Source organism: Corynebacterium accolens (assembly GCF_023520795.1).
GTDB lineage: Bacteria > Actinomycetota > Actinomycetes > Mycobacteriales > Mycobacteriaceae > Corynebacterium > Corynebacterium accolens.
This window is the reverse complement of sequence record NZ_CP046605.1, coordinates 1,001,131-1,013,472: the sequence shown is the minus strand read 5'-3', so window position 1 is coordinate 1,013,472 and position 12,342 is coordinate 1,001,131. Positions and strand designations below refer to the sequence as shown.

General features: G+C 62.3%; 10 protein-coding genes. 3 read left to right on the top strand and 7 right to left on the bottom strand.

The features are described from left to right. Positions 1-46 precede the first annotated feature (46 nt). Positions 47-490 (top strand): hypothetical protein, encoded by a 444-nt coding sequence (locus CACC_RS04885; protein ID WP_005280147.1) that lies wholly within the window; start codon positions 47-49, stop codon positions 488-490. Positions 491-498: 8 nt separating this feature from the next. On the opposite strand, the gene CACC_RS04880 is transcribed toward CACC_RS04885, so the two are convergent. The 4 genes from CACC_RS04880 to hutU form a co-directional block, all read right to left on the bottom strand. Continuing rightward, positions 499-1,737 (bottom strand): HNH endonuclease signature motif containing protein, encoded by a 1,239-nt coding sequence (locus tag CACC_RS04880; protein ID WP_005280146.1) that lies wholly within the window; start codon positions 1,735-1,737, stop codon positions 499-501. Between the two features lie 147 nt (positions 1,738-1,884). After that, positions 1,885-3,756, bottom strand: a complete 1,872-nt coding sequence (locus tag CACC_RS04875) for a DEAD/DEAH box helicase (RefSeq protein WP_005280145.1) — start codon at positions 3,754-3,756, stop codon at positions 1,885-1,887. A gap of 46 nt (positions 3,757-3,802) precedes the next feature. Then, the gene (gene hutI / locus CACC_RS04870; protein ID WP_005280144.1) at positions 3,803-4,972 is read right to left on the bottom strand and encodes an imidazolonepropionase; all 1,170 of its coding nucleotides are present in this window, start codon (positions 4,970-4,972) and stop codon (positions 3,803-3,805) included. Next, positions 4,973-6,649, bottom strand: a complete 1,677-nt coding sequence (gene hutU / locus CACC_RS04865; protein WP_035108614.1) for a urocanate hydratase — start codon at positions 6,647-6,649, stop codon at positions 4,973-4,975. 181 nt (positions 6,650-6,830) lie between these two features. Here hutU and CACC_RS04860 point away from each other — a divergent pair, with 181 nt between their 5' ends. Further along, positions 6,831-7,631 (top strand): SGNH/GDSL hydrolase family protein, encoded by an 801-nt coding sequence (locus CACC_RS04860; protein ID WP_244262176.1) that lies wholly within the window; start codon positions 6,831-6,833, stop codon positions 7,629-7,631. On the opposite strand, the gene hutH is transcribed toward CACC_RS04860, so the two are convergent. Together hutH and CACC_RS04850 are read right to left on the bottom strand one after the other, a co-directional pair. Then, the gene (hutH, locus tag CACC_RS04855) at positions 7,612-9,162 is read right to left on the bottom strand and encodes a histidine ammonia-lyase (protein ID WP_005280141.1); all 1,551 of its coding nucleotides are present in this window, start codon (positions 9,160-9,162) and stop codon (positions 7,612-7,614) included. The genes CACC_RS04860 and hutH overlap by 20 nt on opposite strands. Before the next feature lie 74 nt (positions 9,163-9,236). Then, positions 9,237-9,980, bottom strand: coding sequence for an IclR family transcriptional regulator (locus CACC_RS04850; protein WP_035108613.1), 744 nt, complete (start codon positions 9,978-9,980; stop codon positions 9,237-9,239). Positions 9,981-10,042: 62 nt separating this feature from the next. Between CACC_RS04850 and hutG the strand changes: the two genes are divergently transcribed. Continuing rightward, the gene (gene hutG, locus CACC_RS04845) at positions 10,043-10,981 is read left to right on the top strand and encodes a formimidoylglutamase (RefSeq protein WP_005280139.1); all 939 of its coding nucleotides are present in this window, start codon (positions 10,043-10,045) and stop codon (positions 10,979-10,981) included. A gap of 3 nt (positions 10,982-10,984) precedes the next feature. Here hutG and CACC_RS04840 read toward each other — a convergent pair whose 3' ends face one another. Continuing rightward, a complete protein-coding gene (locus CACC_RS04840; protein WP_035108612.1) occupies positions 10,985-12,331 on the bottom strand; it encodes a YjiH family protein in 1,347 nt (448 codons plus the stop codon). Positions 12,332-12,342: the final 11 nt, after the last annotated feature.

The window sequence follows — 12,342 nt, the reverse complement described above, 5'->3', positions numbered from 1 at the left end:
GATTAGGGTGAACAAGGCAACTTTTCTTAACTGAAGGGCATCCTCCATGACTACTTTGTTCATCTTCCTGCACGTGGCAGCGGCCATCGTTTTGCTCGGCCCCGTGTGCATTTCCACCTCCATCTACCAGACCCAGCTGCAGGGCGCAGCGCAGGGCGATAAAACGGCCCTCGGCGCCGCCCGCAACTTGCACAACATCACCAATACTTACGGCTACATTTCCGCCCTCGTGCCGGTCCTTGGCCTTGCAGTGTTCCTGTCTGATATTGAAACCTTCAAGAGCCAGGTCAACTTCCACATCGCCATCCTCGTGGCCATCATCGCGTGGTGTCTGCTCTTCTTCCTCATCCTCCCTAAGCAGCGCACGGCGCAGGCAGCCCTAGAATCCGGCGATACCGCCAACCTGGGCTCCATCAAGAAGTCCCTGTCCGCTTTCGGCGGCGTCTTCAACCTCCTGTGGATCATCTGCCTTATCCTGATGTACATCTAGGAAGCCATTTACTTTTCGGGGACAGTGTCATCGCTGTCCCCTTTTTCATGCGTGGACTCCTCCCGAAGTTCTTCTTTTAGTTGCTGCGCATCTGCATGCGCATTCTCCCTCCGCTTCTGCGTCGCCTGTGCCACCGTCTGCGCCCACCTGCGGTTCTTGGGCGCCAACGGCCCGCTGGCGGAGTCATAGACCCACGTAGAGTCATCAAAAAGCCAGACGATGTCCCCGCTTATCGGGTCCTTGATATAAAACGCCCTCCCATCGGTCTTAATGTTGTGATGGTGCTGGCATAAGCAGGTGAGGTTTGCTGCCGAGGTCGGCCCGCCGTCTGCAAAGTCGTGCCGATGGTCCATCTGGGACGCTACCGCCGGCCGCGTGCAGCCTGGCCACCGGCACGTGCCGTCCAAGCCCTCTACAAACGCCCGGATATCTGGCGGCGTCACATAGTTAGGGTTCTCCGCCTGACCGGCCTTCTCCATATCCCTTGTCGCTGTCGCCCGAGCCTGTAGGTCATCCGCGGTCTCCGGGGATACCCAACCTAAATTCTGTACAAACGCGGGTCCATCCGGCAGGTCGCAGCGATACATATTCAACACGACCTTGGCCTTCGCCTGCGCCTTTCCAGTCAGCAGCTCCACTGCGGCCTCAGCCATCGTGAGGTCCTTGTCCGTAGCGATATCCCGAATATTGCGGTCGATTATCTCCGCGGTTTCCAACCCGACGTCCAGACAAACCGCGGCCCACTCCCCGCCTGTAGGTTCAACGCTATAGGTTTGCTTGCGGCGCGGATCCCGCGAGGCAATAGAGGGATCGAGGCGCACAATGAGCTCGCGCAGCTTGCGGCGGAGATTGCGGTGCGAGGGCAGCTTTTGATTGGGACGAGTTGGGGTCAAGTAGTTGGTCAGGGCGTCATCGATAGTGAATTTCTTCTCCGCATCAATGGCGCCGAGTTTGGCTAGGGTTTGGTCAATCGTAATCAGTCGGTCTAAATCTAAATGGAAATGCTGTTCTTGCCGGGCGCGCAGCCGCGGCAGCTCCTTTAATCGCTCGAAGGCGAAAATAATATTTCTAATGCGGGACTGACGCGCCCCGGTTAAATCAGACAGTGATTGGCTAATAATTTCGATATCATCATCTGGGTCAGGATGAAGATTCTCCCAGAACTGGTATTCCGCCTTCCTAATCTCCGTAGCTGCACGGGAGGTAGAATTTTCCGGATTGGTATTGGCATAATATGGCGCATTCATGGACTTCCTTTCAAGAGATTTACTAGAACATGCTTTCGCCATACACCATACAAAACCGCTCTGACACACTACCCCCATTTATAGTAAAAGCGCAGGTCAGAAGGCATGAAAAAAGGGCCTCTAAAAAGAGGCCCTTTGGAGGTTTAATTAGTCGCGGAAGCGACCACCATGTTTGCGTCCACCGCCGCCGCCATCACGGCGAGGCGGGCGACCAGTATCCTTCTGAATCTTGATGAGCTGCCCAGAAATCCGGGTATCCTTCAGACGGTCCAGCACAGCTGGGTCCATGTTCTTCGGCAGGTCCACGAGGGTGTGCCCCACTGCAATGGTGATGCGGCCAAAGTCCTTGGCTGACAGGCCACCTTCGTTGGCGATTGCACCGACGATGGCACCTGGGCGGACATTCTGGCGCTTGCCGACGTCCAACCGGTACGTCTCAAAGTCACCATCCGGCCGCTTGGAGCCGCCGCGGTTCTTGCCGCCGCCCTTGAAGTCGCGGTCGCGCTTGCGGTCATCGCGATCGCGGCGGTCCTTCTTTGGCTTGGGCAAAGGCTTGTCTTCCAATAGGAAGTTCTTGCCACCCTGGTGCATGACGGCCAACGCAGCGGCGATGTCATCCATCGCGACGTTGTTGTCTTCCGAGTACTTGCGCACCAAGTTGCGGAAGAAATCGGCCTGCTTGTTGTCCATGGACTGGGTAATGGCCTGCGCAAACTTTTCCTTGCGCTTCTCATTGACCTCATCGACGGACGGCAGGTCCATCTCTTCGAGGCGAGCATTGGTCACGCGTTCGATGGAGCGCAGCATGCGGCGCTCGCGCGGGGTGACGAACAGGATTGCCTCGCCGGAGCGGCCGGCACGGCCAGTACGGCCGATGCGGTGCACGTAGGACTCGGTATCGTTCGGGATATCGAAGTTCACCACGTGGGTGATGCGCTCGACGTCAAGGCCACGCGCGGCGACGTCGGTAGCGACGAGGATGTCCAAGCGGCCATCCTTGAGCTGATCGACGGTGCGCTCGCGCTGCGCCTGGGCGATGTCGCCGTTAATGGCAGCAGCGCTGTAGCCGCGATCGCGCAGGGCCTCGGCCACCTCTTCGGTCTCATGCTTGGTGCGGCAGAAGACGATGATGGCGTCATAGGTGATGACCTCGAGGATGCGGGTAAAGGCATCCATCTTTGCGCGGTGCGGAATCAGCAGGAAGCGCTGCTTAATGTTGTCGTTGGTGCGGCGCTCGGACTTAACGGTTACTTCCGCCGGGTTGTGCAGGTACTGCTTGGACAGGCGGCGGATGGCATTAGGCATGGTGGCGGAGAAAAGCGCCACCTGCTTGCGGTCAGGGGTGCTTTCCAGGATGCGCTCAACGTCTTCCTGGAAGCCCATGTTCAGCATCTCATCGGCCTCATCGAGGACGAGGAACTGCAGCTGGGACAAGTCAAGCGAGCCCTTTTCCAAGTGGTCGATGACGCGACCCGGGGTACCCACGATGACCTGGGCGCCGCGACGCAGGCCAGACAGCTGGATGCCGTAGGCCTGGCCACCGTAGATGGGAAGAACTTCAATGCCCTTGAGGGTTTCCGCGAAGGATTGGAAAGCGTCTGCAACCTGCAGGGCGAGCTCGCGGGTTGGTGCGAGGACGAGCGCCTGCGGGTGGCGCGCCTGCGGGTCAAGCTGGGACAAGACCGGCAGCGCGAAGGCTGCGGTTTTGCCGGTACCGGTCTGTGCAAGGCCCACGACGTCGCGGCCTTCCATCAGGATCGGGATGGTTTCTGCTTGGATAGGGGACGGCGTGGTGAAGCCTACTTTCGCAACGGCTTGCAGAATTTTATCTGGCAGGCCGAGGTGCTCGAACCCCTGGGAGTTGTCGTTGGCCGAATCTTTGGACTCAGCGCCGGTGCCCTCAGAAGTATTCGCAGCCCTGGTGTCCTGGTTGACACCTTGCGAGTTGTCCTGAGATTCCGACTTATTAAAATCTTCCGGCTCGTTTACGCCGCCGGTGGCGTTATCGGTAATGCTCATTGCTTGTCCAACCCTACGCGATACCGGCGGCAAACTCCATTCCTCGCTATACCCCCGCCACGAACGTGCGATAGCTCAGCGGCATACCCGGCCGGTAGGCCAAGTGCACCGCGCTGGGAGCATCGAGCACGTGCAGGTCAGCGGCAGCTCCCTCCACCAGGGTGCCCTTCGCGGGGCGGCCCTGCGGGTCGAGTCCGTTGCCCACATTATGGCGGCGCAGCGCCGTGGCACCGCCTGTGGTGGCGGCGTGGATGGCCTCGTCGACGGATAGGTGCTGCTGCAGGACGGCCGTGGTCACGCAGTAGTTCATCGACGAGGTATAGGAGGTACCTGGGTTGAGGTTGGAGGCGATGGCGAGGGTGGCGCCGGCATCGAGAAGCGCACGGCCAGGCGCCAGGGGCTCGCGCGTGGAAAGATCGCAGGCTGGGAGCATGGTGGCCACGGTCTCAGATGCTGCGAGCTTTTCGATGTCACTATCGCTCAGGTAGTTCACGTGATCAACCGAGGCGGCGCCGAGATCGACCGCGAGGCTAACCCCCGGGCCCTCGCCAAGCTGGTTGCCGTGCACGCGCAGGCCAAGGCCCAACTTTTTACCGGCTTCTAAAACCCGGCGCGACTGCTCTTCATTGAACGCGCCGCGCTCGCAGAAGACGTCGATCCACTGGACGTATTCGGCAACGCCGTCCAGCATCGGGCCGACGACCTCATCGAGGTAGTCTTCCGCATCCGCTCCCGGCGGCACGAGGTGGGCGCCGAGGAAGGTCACGTCGTCGACGTGCTGGGATGCCACGCGCGCGGCTTCCACTTCAGATTCCGTGTTGAGGCCATAGCCGGTCTTGGTCTCGAAGGTGGTGGTGCCACCGCGGCGGCCAGCGGCCACGCGCTCGGCGACGAGCTTATCCAAGCGCTCCGCCCCCGCCTCCCGGGTGGCGTCCATGGTCACCGCGATGCCGCCGGCCTCGTAGGAGCCGCCGGACATGCGGGCCTCGAACTCGGCGGAGCGGTCGCCGTCGAAGACCATGTGGGTGTGCGAATCCACCCAACCGGGCAGGACGGCGCGCCCGCCCAAGTCCACCTGGTCATCGGCGGCAGGTGCCTGAGAGGCGGGGCCAATCCAGGCGATGGTGCCGTGGTCGGCGATAAGGGCGGCATCGTTAAGCGTGCCGTGCTCGCTGACCGTGCGGAGCTCTGAAATTCCGGTAAAAAGTGTGCTCATTTAATCCCTTGCCTTAAATTCCATGGGTACGCGAACGCCGCGTTCTTTGGCTACTTCCTCTGCGCGAGAGTACCCGGCATCGACGTGGCGGATAACGCCCATGCCTGGGTCATTGGTCAGCACGGCGCGCAGCTTGGCGGCGGCGAGATCGGTGCCATCGGCAACCGTGACCTGGCCGGCGTGGATGGAGCGGCCCATGCCCACTCCGCCACCGTGGTGGAGGGAGACCCAGGTAGCGCCGGAAGATACGGCGGTCATGGCGTTGAGCAGCGGCCAGTCAGCGACGGCGTCGGTGCCATCGAGCATGGCTTCGGTCTCGCGGTACGGGGAGGCAACCGAGCCGGAATCGAGGTGATCGCGGCCGATGACGATGGGGGCCTTAATCTTGCCCTCGCGCACGAGGTCATTGAAGAGCAGGCCGGCCTTGTGGCGCTCGTTGTAGCCGAGCCAGCAGATGCGGGCGGGCAGGCCCTCGAACTCGACGTATTCCTCGGCGGCGTCCAGCCAGTTGTGCAGGTGCTCGTTTTCTGGGAAGAGCTCCTTTAGGGCTCGGTCGGTGACCTTGATGTCTTCCGGGTCGCCAGACAGCGCTGCCCAGCGGAACGGGCCCATTCCCTCGCAGAAGAGCGGGCGGATATAGGCGGGAACAAAACCTGGGAACTCGAAGGCGCGCTGGTAGCCGGCGTGGCGGGCCTCATCGCGGATGGAGTTGCCGTAGTCAAAGACCTCGGCACCCTCGTCCTGGAATTCCACCATCGCCTGGACCTGTGCGGCCATGGATTCGCGAGCCTTTTTGGTAAAGGTCGTGGGATCAGCCTTGGCCTCGGACTGCCAGTCATCCACGGTGATTTCGGTGGGCAGGTAGGACAGTGGGTCGTGCGCGGAGGTCTGGTCGGTGACGATGTCTACCTTGAACTCCCCGGCGCGCTGGCGGCGCAGCACCTCTGGGAAGACCTCGGCGGCGTTACCCACCAGGCCCACGGAGAGGGGCTTCTTGTTTTCCTTGGCGTCGAGGACCAGGCGCAGGGCCTCGTCCAAGTCGGTGACCACTTCATCGAGGTAGCGCTTGTGCTGGCGGCGGCGCAGGCGGTGCTCATCCACGTCCACGATGAGCACCGCTCCCCCGTTCAGCGTCACGGCGAGCGGTTGGGCACCACCCATGCCGCCACACCCGCCGGTCAGGGTCAGGGTGCCGGCCAGGCTGCCCTCGAAGCGCTTCTTGGCCACGGCCGCGAAGGTCTCGTAGGTGCCCTGCAGGATGCCCTGGGTGGCGATGTAGATCCAGGAGCCGGCCGTCATCTGGCCGTACATCATCAGGCCCTCGTCCTCGAGCTTGCGGAAGTGCTCCCAGTTGGCCCAGTCGCCCACCAGGTTGGAGTTGGCGATGAGCACGCGCGGTGCCCATTCATTGGTCTTCCAAATGCCCACCGGCTTGCCGGATTGGACGAGGAGGGTTTCATCGCTTTCTAAGTCCTTCAGCGATTCCACAATGGCATCGAAGGCCTCCCAGCTGCGGGCTGCGCGGCCGGTGCCGCCGTAGACCACGAGGTCCTCGGGGCGCTCTGCCACCTCTGGGTCGAGGTTATTCATCAGCATGCGCAGTGGCGCTTCGGTTTGCCAGGATTTTGCGTTGAGTTCGGTGCCGCGGGGTGCGCGGACTTCGCGTGGTTCAGACATGGCTTCCTTTCGCTCGTGCTTATCGACGCCGTGCCCTACCCCAAGGCCGGTTTCCCGGGGCTGTCTCCCGGGGGCTTGGCGAGCGTCACAGATATCAATTTAGTGTGATGCACAACGTATTTAGAGCTTGCACAGTCACCAACTGTCTGGCATTTCAGACTCGACGGCTACGATGGCAGTCATGCGCCACGTATTGCCCGCCCTCGCCGCCGCCTGCCTGCTGGCAGGATGCTCCAACCAGCCAGAGGAAGTTCCAGAAGAACCAGAAAACTATGTGGCCCTCGGGGATTCCTACGCAGCGATGGGCTCGACGACGCTCCCTCTCGATCCGCCCGATTCCTGCGCACGCGCACAAGATTCCTATCCAGAACTCGCCGCTCAGGAGATCACCACGAGCTCTTATCGCAACGTCGCCTGCCAGGGCGCGAGCACGTTGGATGTTTTATCCTCCGCGGGCGAGCACCCCGCCCAGGTGGATGCACTGGCCGCGGATACGTCCCTTGTCTCCTTGAGCATCGGCGGCAACGACGTCAGCTTTGTGCGCCTGACCCAATGCGCAACGGACGATATTTGCCAAGACGAATCGGGGGCGCAGATAGAACTGGAGCTGCACGATCTGCCCCAACGCCTAGACAAGGTCTACGAGGAAATCGCCCACCGCTCACCTGAGGCGAAGGTCATTGCCACCGGCTATATACCCCTCATCAATCCCGGCGAGACTTGCCCCTTCATAGAAAAAATCCCGGCCACAGACCGGGAGTGGCTGGCAGATACCATCCAGCGCATCAATCAAACAGTGCGCGAGGCCGCCGAGCGCAACGACGCCACCTACGTGCTGCCTGATAATGCCTCGCAGCACTCCGCCTGCTCTGACGAACCGTGGGTGGACTTTACGGGGCAGGATACCGATTCCTTCCCCATGCACCCCACCCATGCGGGCCAAGTGGCGATGGCGCAGGCGGTTAGCGCAGCTCGCTCGTAGCGGCCTCGACGGCATCGATCAGCGCGCCAGACTTGACCAGGCGCACGGTCTCCTCGATTTCCGGCGATAGGTAGCGGTCGGTGCCGGGACCAGGAACGGTCTCGCGCAAGGCGGCAATGACCGCGCCGGTGCCGCCAGCGGGCGTTCCCTCGCGCATGTCGATGGCGCGCGCCGCGGTGAGGATCTCCACGGCGAGCACGCGCTGCAGGCCATCGACGGCCTTGCGCAGCTTGCGGGCGGCGGACCAGCCCATGGACACGTGGTCTTCCTGCATGGCAGAAGAAGGAATGGAATCGGCCGAGGCCGGGGTAGCCAGGCGCTTTAATTCGCTGACGATGCCAGCCTGGGCGTATTGGGCGATCATGTGGCCGGAGTCGACACCGGGGTCATCGGCAAGAAAGGCGTTCAAACCGCGGTTGCGGGCCGGATCCAGGAAGCGGTCGGTGCGGCGTTCAGAAATGGACGCCAGGTCCGCGGTGACGATGGAAAGGAAATCGAGCGCATAGGCCACCGGCGCGCCGTGGAAGTTGCCGTTGGAGACCACGCGGCCGTCCTTGGCCACCACCGGGTTATCCACGGCGGCGGCGAGCTCGCGCTCTGCCACTTGCGCGGTGTGCGCCAAGGTATCGCGGAAACCGCCGGCCACCTGCGGCGCGCAACGCACGGAGTAGGCGTCCTGGACCTGGTTCTTCTTGAACTCCTCCAGAGCTGCGGCGAGGATTTCGGAGCCGTCTGCCACCTGGCGGATATTGGCGGCAGAATCGGCCTGGCCTGGGTGCGGGCGCAGCTGCTGCAGGTCATCGGCAAAGACCACGAGGGTGCCAAGCAGGCCTTCTACCGTCATGGCGGTGGCGATATCGGCGGTCTTGGCGGCCGCGCGCAGGTCAGTGATGGCCAGGCAAAGCTGACCCAGCATGCCATCGGTGCCGTTGATAAGGGCAAGGCCCTCCTTCTCGCGCAGCTCCAGCGGCTCGATGCCGGCGGCAGCAAGGGCCTCGCCGGCGTCCTTGAGCTCGCCGCCCACGCGCACCTCGCCCTCGCCCAGGAGCGCTAGGGCGCAGTGGGCCAGCGGGGCCAAGTCGCCGGAGCAGCCCAGCGAACCGTATTCGCGCACCACCGGCACGATGCCGGCGTTAAGGGCCTTGGCGTAGGTTTCTACCACCACGGGGCGCACGCCGGTACGGCCAGTGCACAGGGTGGATAGGCGCAGCAGCATGAGCGCGCGGATGACTTCTTCTTCCACCTCAGGACCGGTGCCGGCCGCGTGGGAGCGCACCAGGGATAGCTGCAGTTGCGCGCGCATCTCTTCTGGAATGTGACGGCGGGCTAGCGCGCCGAAACCGGTGGAGATGCCGTAGACCGGCGTGGGGTCCTGGGCCAGTTCTTCGACTCGGTCGCGCGTGGAGGCGACCTCGTCCAGGGCCTCGGCGGAGATTTCTACCGTGGCGCCGTAGCGGGCAACGGCCACGACTTCCTCAATGGTCAGCGCTCCGACGCCGACGGTAACGGTGGATGGGTATGCATTAGGCATGATGACTCCTAGTGTCTTTAGGGCAGCAAAATATAGCTCACGTCACAGCCTAACGCGCTAGCCCGCATGCTACCTCACTTTTCGCGCTGGCGATACATTTTTCCCGCGACTTTCTCCGCGGCCTGGCCCAGCGCCGCGATGAGCGCCTCCACCCTATCGCCCGGCGTGGACACGGGATAGGTCACCGCAATGGCCGCCGCGGGCCGCTCCAGGTGGTCCAGGATGGGCACCGCCACCGAGGCCTGTCCCCGCGAGATTTCTTCCACCTCTTGGTCCCATCCGCGCGCAAGGGCCCGGTCCAGCTGCTTTTTCAGGAGACCAAAATTTTCCCCGCCCGCGGTATCGAAGGCGGCCTTGACCTCCCATTCCGGCAGGTGCGCCAGCATCACCCTGCCCGAGGCCGTCTTATGCGCCTGCAGGCGCACCCCCACCTCCGTAACCAACGAGGTAGCGCCCGGCGCGCGGACTTCCTGCAGGTATAGAATCTCCGAGCCCGCCATGCGCGAAAGATGACCGGATCCGCCTACCAGCCGCGCGCATTCTTCTAGGTCGCGCGTTGCCATGCGCACCAGCGGCTGCTGGGTTACATACGCAGAGGCCATCGAGTACGCGGCCAGCCCCAGGCCGTAGGTCTTGTGCTCCGGCAGGTGGGCAACGAACCCGGCATCGACCATTTCCGCGAGCAGGTGGTACGTGGTCGAGCGCGGCAGGCCGAGCTCGCCTTGGATGCGGGCGGCGGAAATCGGGACATCGATAGTAGATAGCAGCTTGAGGATGTCTAGGGCATGGCGCGCGGCGGGGACTCGGTTAGCACTCACAACGTCCAATTATATTCCGCCAGTGACAGACAAATTCACCGCACGCTTCTAGTATCGGCACTATGAATACCGAATCAGCCCCACTTTTTACTCCCGCCCCCGAGTGGTCCGGCCGCTCCGATGGCCCCGGCGCCGAGCACGCGCGCTGGCATAGCGTCATCAACCAGGCCGAATCCGCGCCCGTGACCCTGCTGGGCTTTGCCTCCGATGAGGGCGTGCTGCGCAACGGCGGCCGCCAAGGTGCCGCCGCCGGCCCCGCCGCCCTGCGCACAGCCCTTGGCTCCCTCGCGGTTCACCACGGCCACGCGCTTGCCGATGCCGGAACCATCACCACCCAAGGCGATGATCTCGACGGCGCACACGAGGCCCTATCTGACAAGGTCGAAGAACTCGTCCGCAGCGCTACCCTGCCGATTATCTTGGGCGGCGGGCACGAAACCGCCTTCGGCTCCCACCGTGGCCTGTTCCGCGCGCGCGGTGCCACCCCGATCATCAACTTGGACGCCCACTTCGATCTCCGCCACGCGGACCACGCCACCTCCGGCACGCCCTTTACCCAGATTTCCCAGCTCACCGATGACTTTGACTACACCGTCTTCGGTATTTCCCGCCCCAATAACACTGCGGTGCTCTTCAACGATGCCGAAAAGCTCGGCGTTAACTACACCCTGGATGAGGAGCTGCTAAACCTCACCCCGGCCGAATGCGGCGCGCTCGCCACCCAGGCCACCGCCGCTGCGGACAAGGTCCACCTCTCCATCGACTTGGACGTGCTTCCCGCCTCCACCGCGCCGGGTGTATCCGCCCCGGCTAGCCTCGGCGTTGCCTACGAGCGCATCCGCGCCCTGGCGGTCGCGATCGCGGCGACGGGCAAGCTCGCGCTTGTCGATGTCGTCGAGCTCAACCCCACCTTCGACATAGACAACCGCACCGCCAAGGCAGCGGCGCGGCTTATCGATGACATCGTTAACGCTCACCTCACTGCGGTAAGCGGGCAGTAAGACTCAGAACAGCAGGTGCGCAATCGGGGTCGCAATCACGATGGTGAGGGCGACGCGCTCAAACCAGATGATGACCAGGTGGGATAGCTTCACCGGAATCTTGGTGGCCAAAATGCACGGCACCAGGGCGGAGAAGAAGATGATGGCAGACACCGCCACGACCCCGATGACGAATTTCAGCACCATGGAATCGCTGCCTGCTACAGCGGTGGCGGGTAGGAACATCTCCGCGATGCCCATCGCCGCGGCCTTGCCGCCGAGTTCCGGCTCCGGCAGCTGCACAATCCAAGCAAAGGGGTAAAACAGGTACCCAATCCATTCAAAGATCGGGGTAAACCGCGCAAGCAGCAAGCCAATAAGGCCCACCGACATAATGGACGGGACGATGGCCGCGGCCATGCGCACGCCGTCGCGCAGGTTATCCCAAATGGCCTGTGGCAGCGACGGCGCGCGCTGCAAAGCCAGCATCGCCTCGCGCCACGCATTCTTAAACCGCGATCCTTCTACCGGCTTTTCCGGGTCTGGCTCTACACCCGCGCAATATTCATCCGGGATCGTCCGCAGCGGCGGGATGCGCACGGTAATGGCCGTAACCAGGAACGTCACCAGCAGCGTGACGGCAAAGTAGGTGCCCCAGATATTCATCAAATCCAGCTGCTTGGCCACGATGACCATAAACGCCGCCGATACCGTGGAAAACCCCGTGGCAATAACGGCAGCTTCCCTGCCGGTATAACCGCCCTTTTGATAGACGCGGTCCGTGACCAAAATGCCCAGCGAATACGAACCCACGAAGGATGCCACCGCATCGATGGCGGATCGACCCGGCGTCTTCCACAGCGGGCGCATGATGGGCTGCATCAGCACCCCAACAAATTCCAGGAGCCCAAATCCAATAAGAAATGCCAGGAAGGTACCGCCGATGGGCACGATAAGCCCCACCGGCGTGGCAATGGAGTTCCACAAGAAGGGAACCAAATCTTCATCACCTAATACCCACGGCAGCGCGTCAATAACCATGAGGAAGGAAATGATGGCACCGGCGATATTGAGGACCGCAAAGACCGCCTGCAGCGCGCTTTCCTTAAACGCCCCCGTACTAAAGCTACGCACCGTTCCATACACGGCGAGCGCAAAAATAAGCCACGGCACCACCGCCGGAATGCTATCGCGCACGATGGTGACCATGTGGTCCAAAGGAATGGAGTTCTTTTCCTTATATGTCACAGGAAAGAAGAACACGAACGCGCCAATGGCGCTATAAACAAAGAGTTTCCACCGTCCCTCAGGCCGCGGGACTTCCCCGTCATGGCTCTGGGTGGAGGAATTAACTGAATTAGTAGATGTCACGATAGACCGCC

Bases quoted from the DNA above. Each gene is read 5' to 3' on its own strand.
- CACC_RS04880 (WP_005280146.1), bottom strand. From the start codon at position 1,737: ATGAATGCGCCATATTATGCCAATACCAATCCGGAAAATTCTACCTCC.
- hutH (WP_005280141.1), bottom strand. From the start codon at position 9,162: ATGCCTAATGCATACCCATCCACCGTTACCGTCGGCGTCGGAGCGCTG.
- hutI (WP_005280144.1), bottom strand. From the start codon at position 4,972: ATGAGCACACTTTTTACCGGAATTTCAGAGCTCCGCACGGTCAGCGAG.
- CACC_RS04875 (WP_005280145.1), bottom strand. From the start codon at position 3,756: ATGAGCATTACCGATAACGCCACCGGCGGCGTAAACGAGCCGGAAGAT.
- CACC_RS04885 (WP_005280147.1), top strand. From the start codon at position 47: ATGACTACTTTGTTCATCTTCCTGCACGTGGCAGCGGCCATCGTTTTG.
- hutU (WP_035108614.1), bottom strand. From the start codon at position 6,649: ATGTCTGAACCACGCGAAGTCCGCGCACCCCGCGGCACCGAACTCAAC.
- hutG (WP_005280139.1), top strand. From the start codon at position 10,043: ATGAATACCGAATCAGCCCCACTTTTTACTCCCGCCCCCGAGTGGTCC.
- CACC_RS04860 (WP_244262176.1), top strand. From the start codon at position 6,831: ATGCGCCACGTATTGCCCGCCCTCGCCGCCGCCTGCCTGCTGGCAGGA.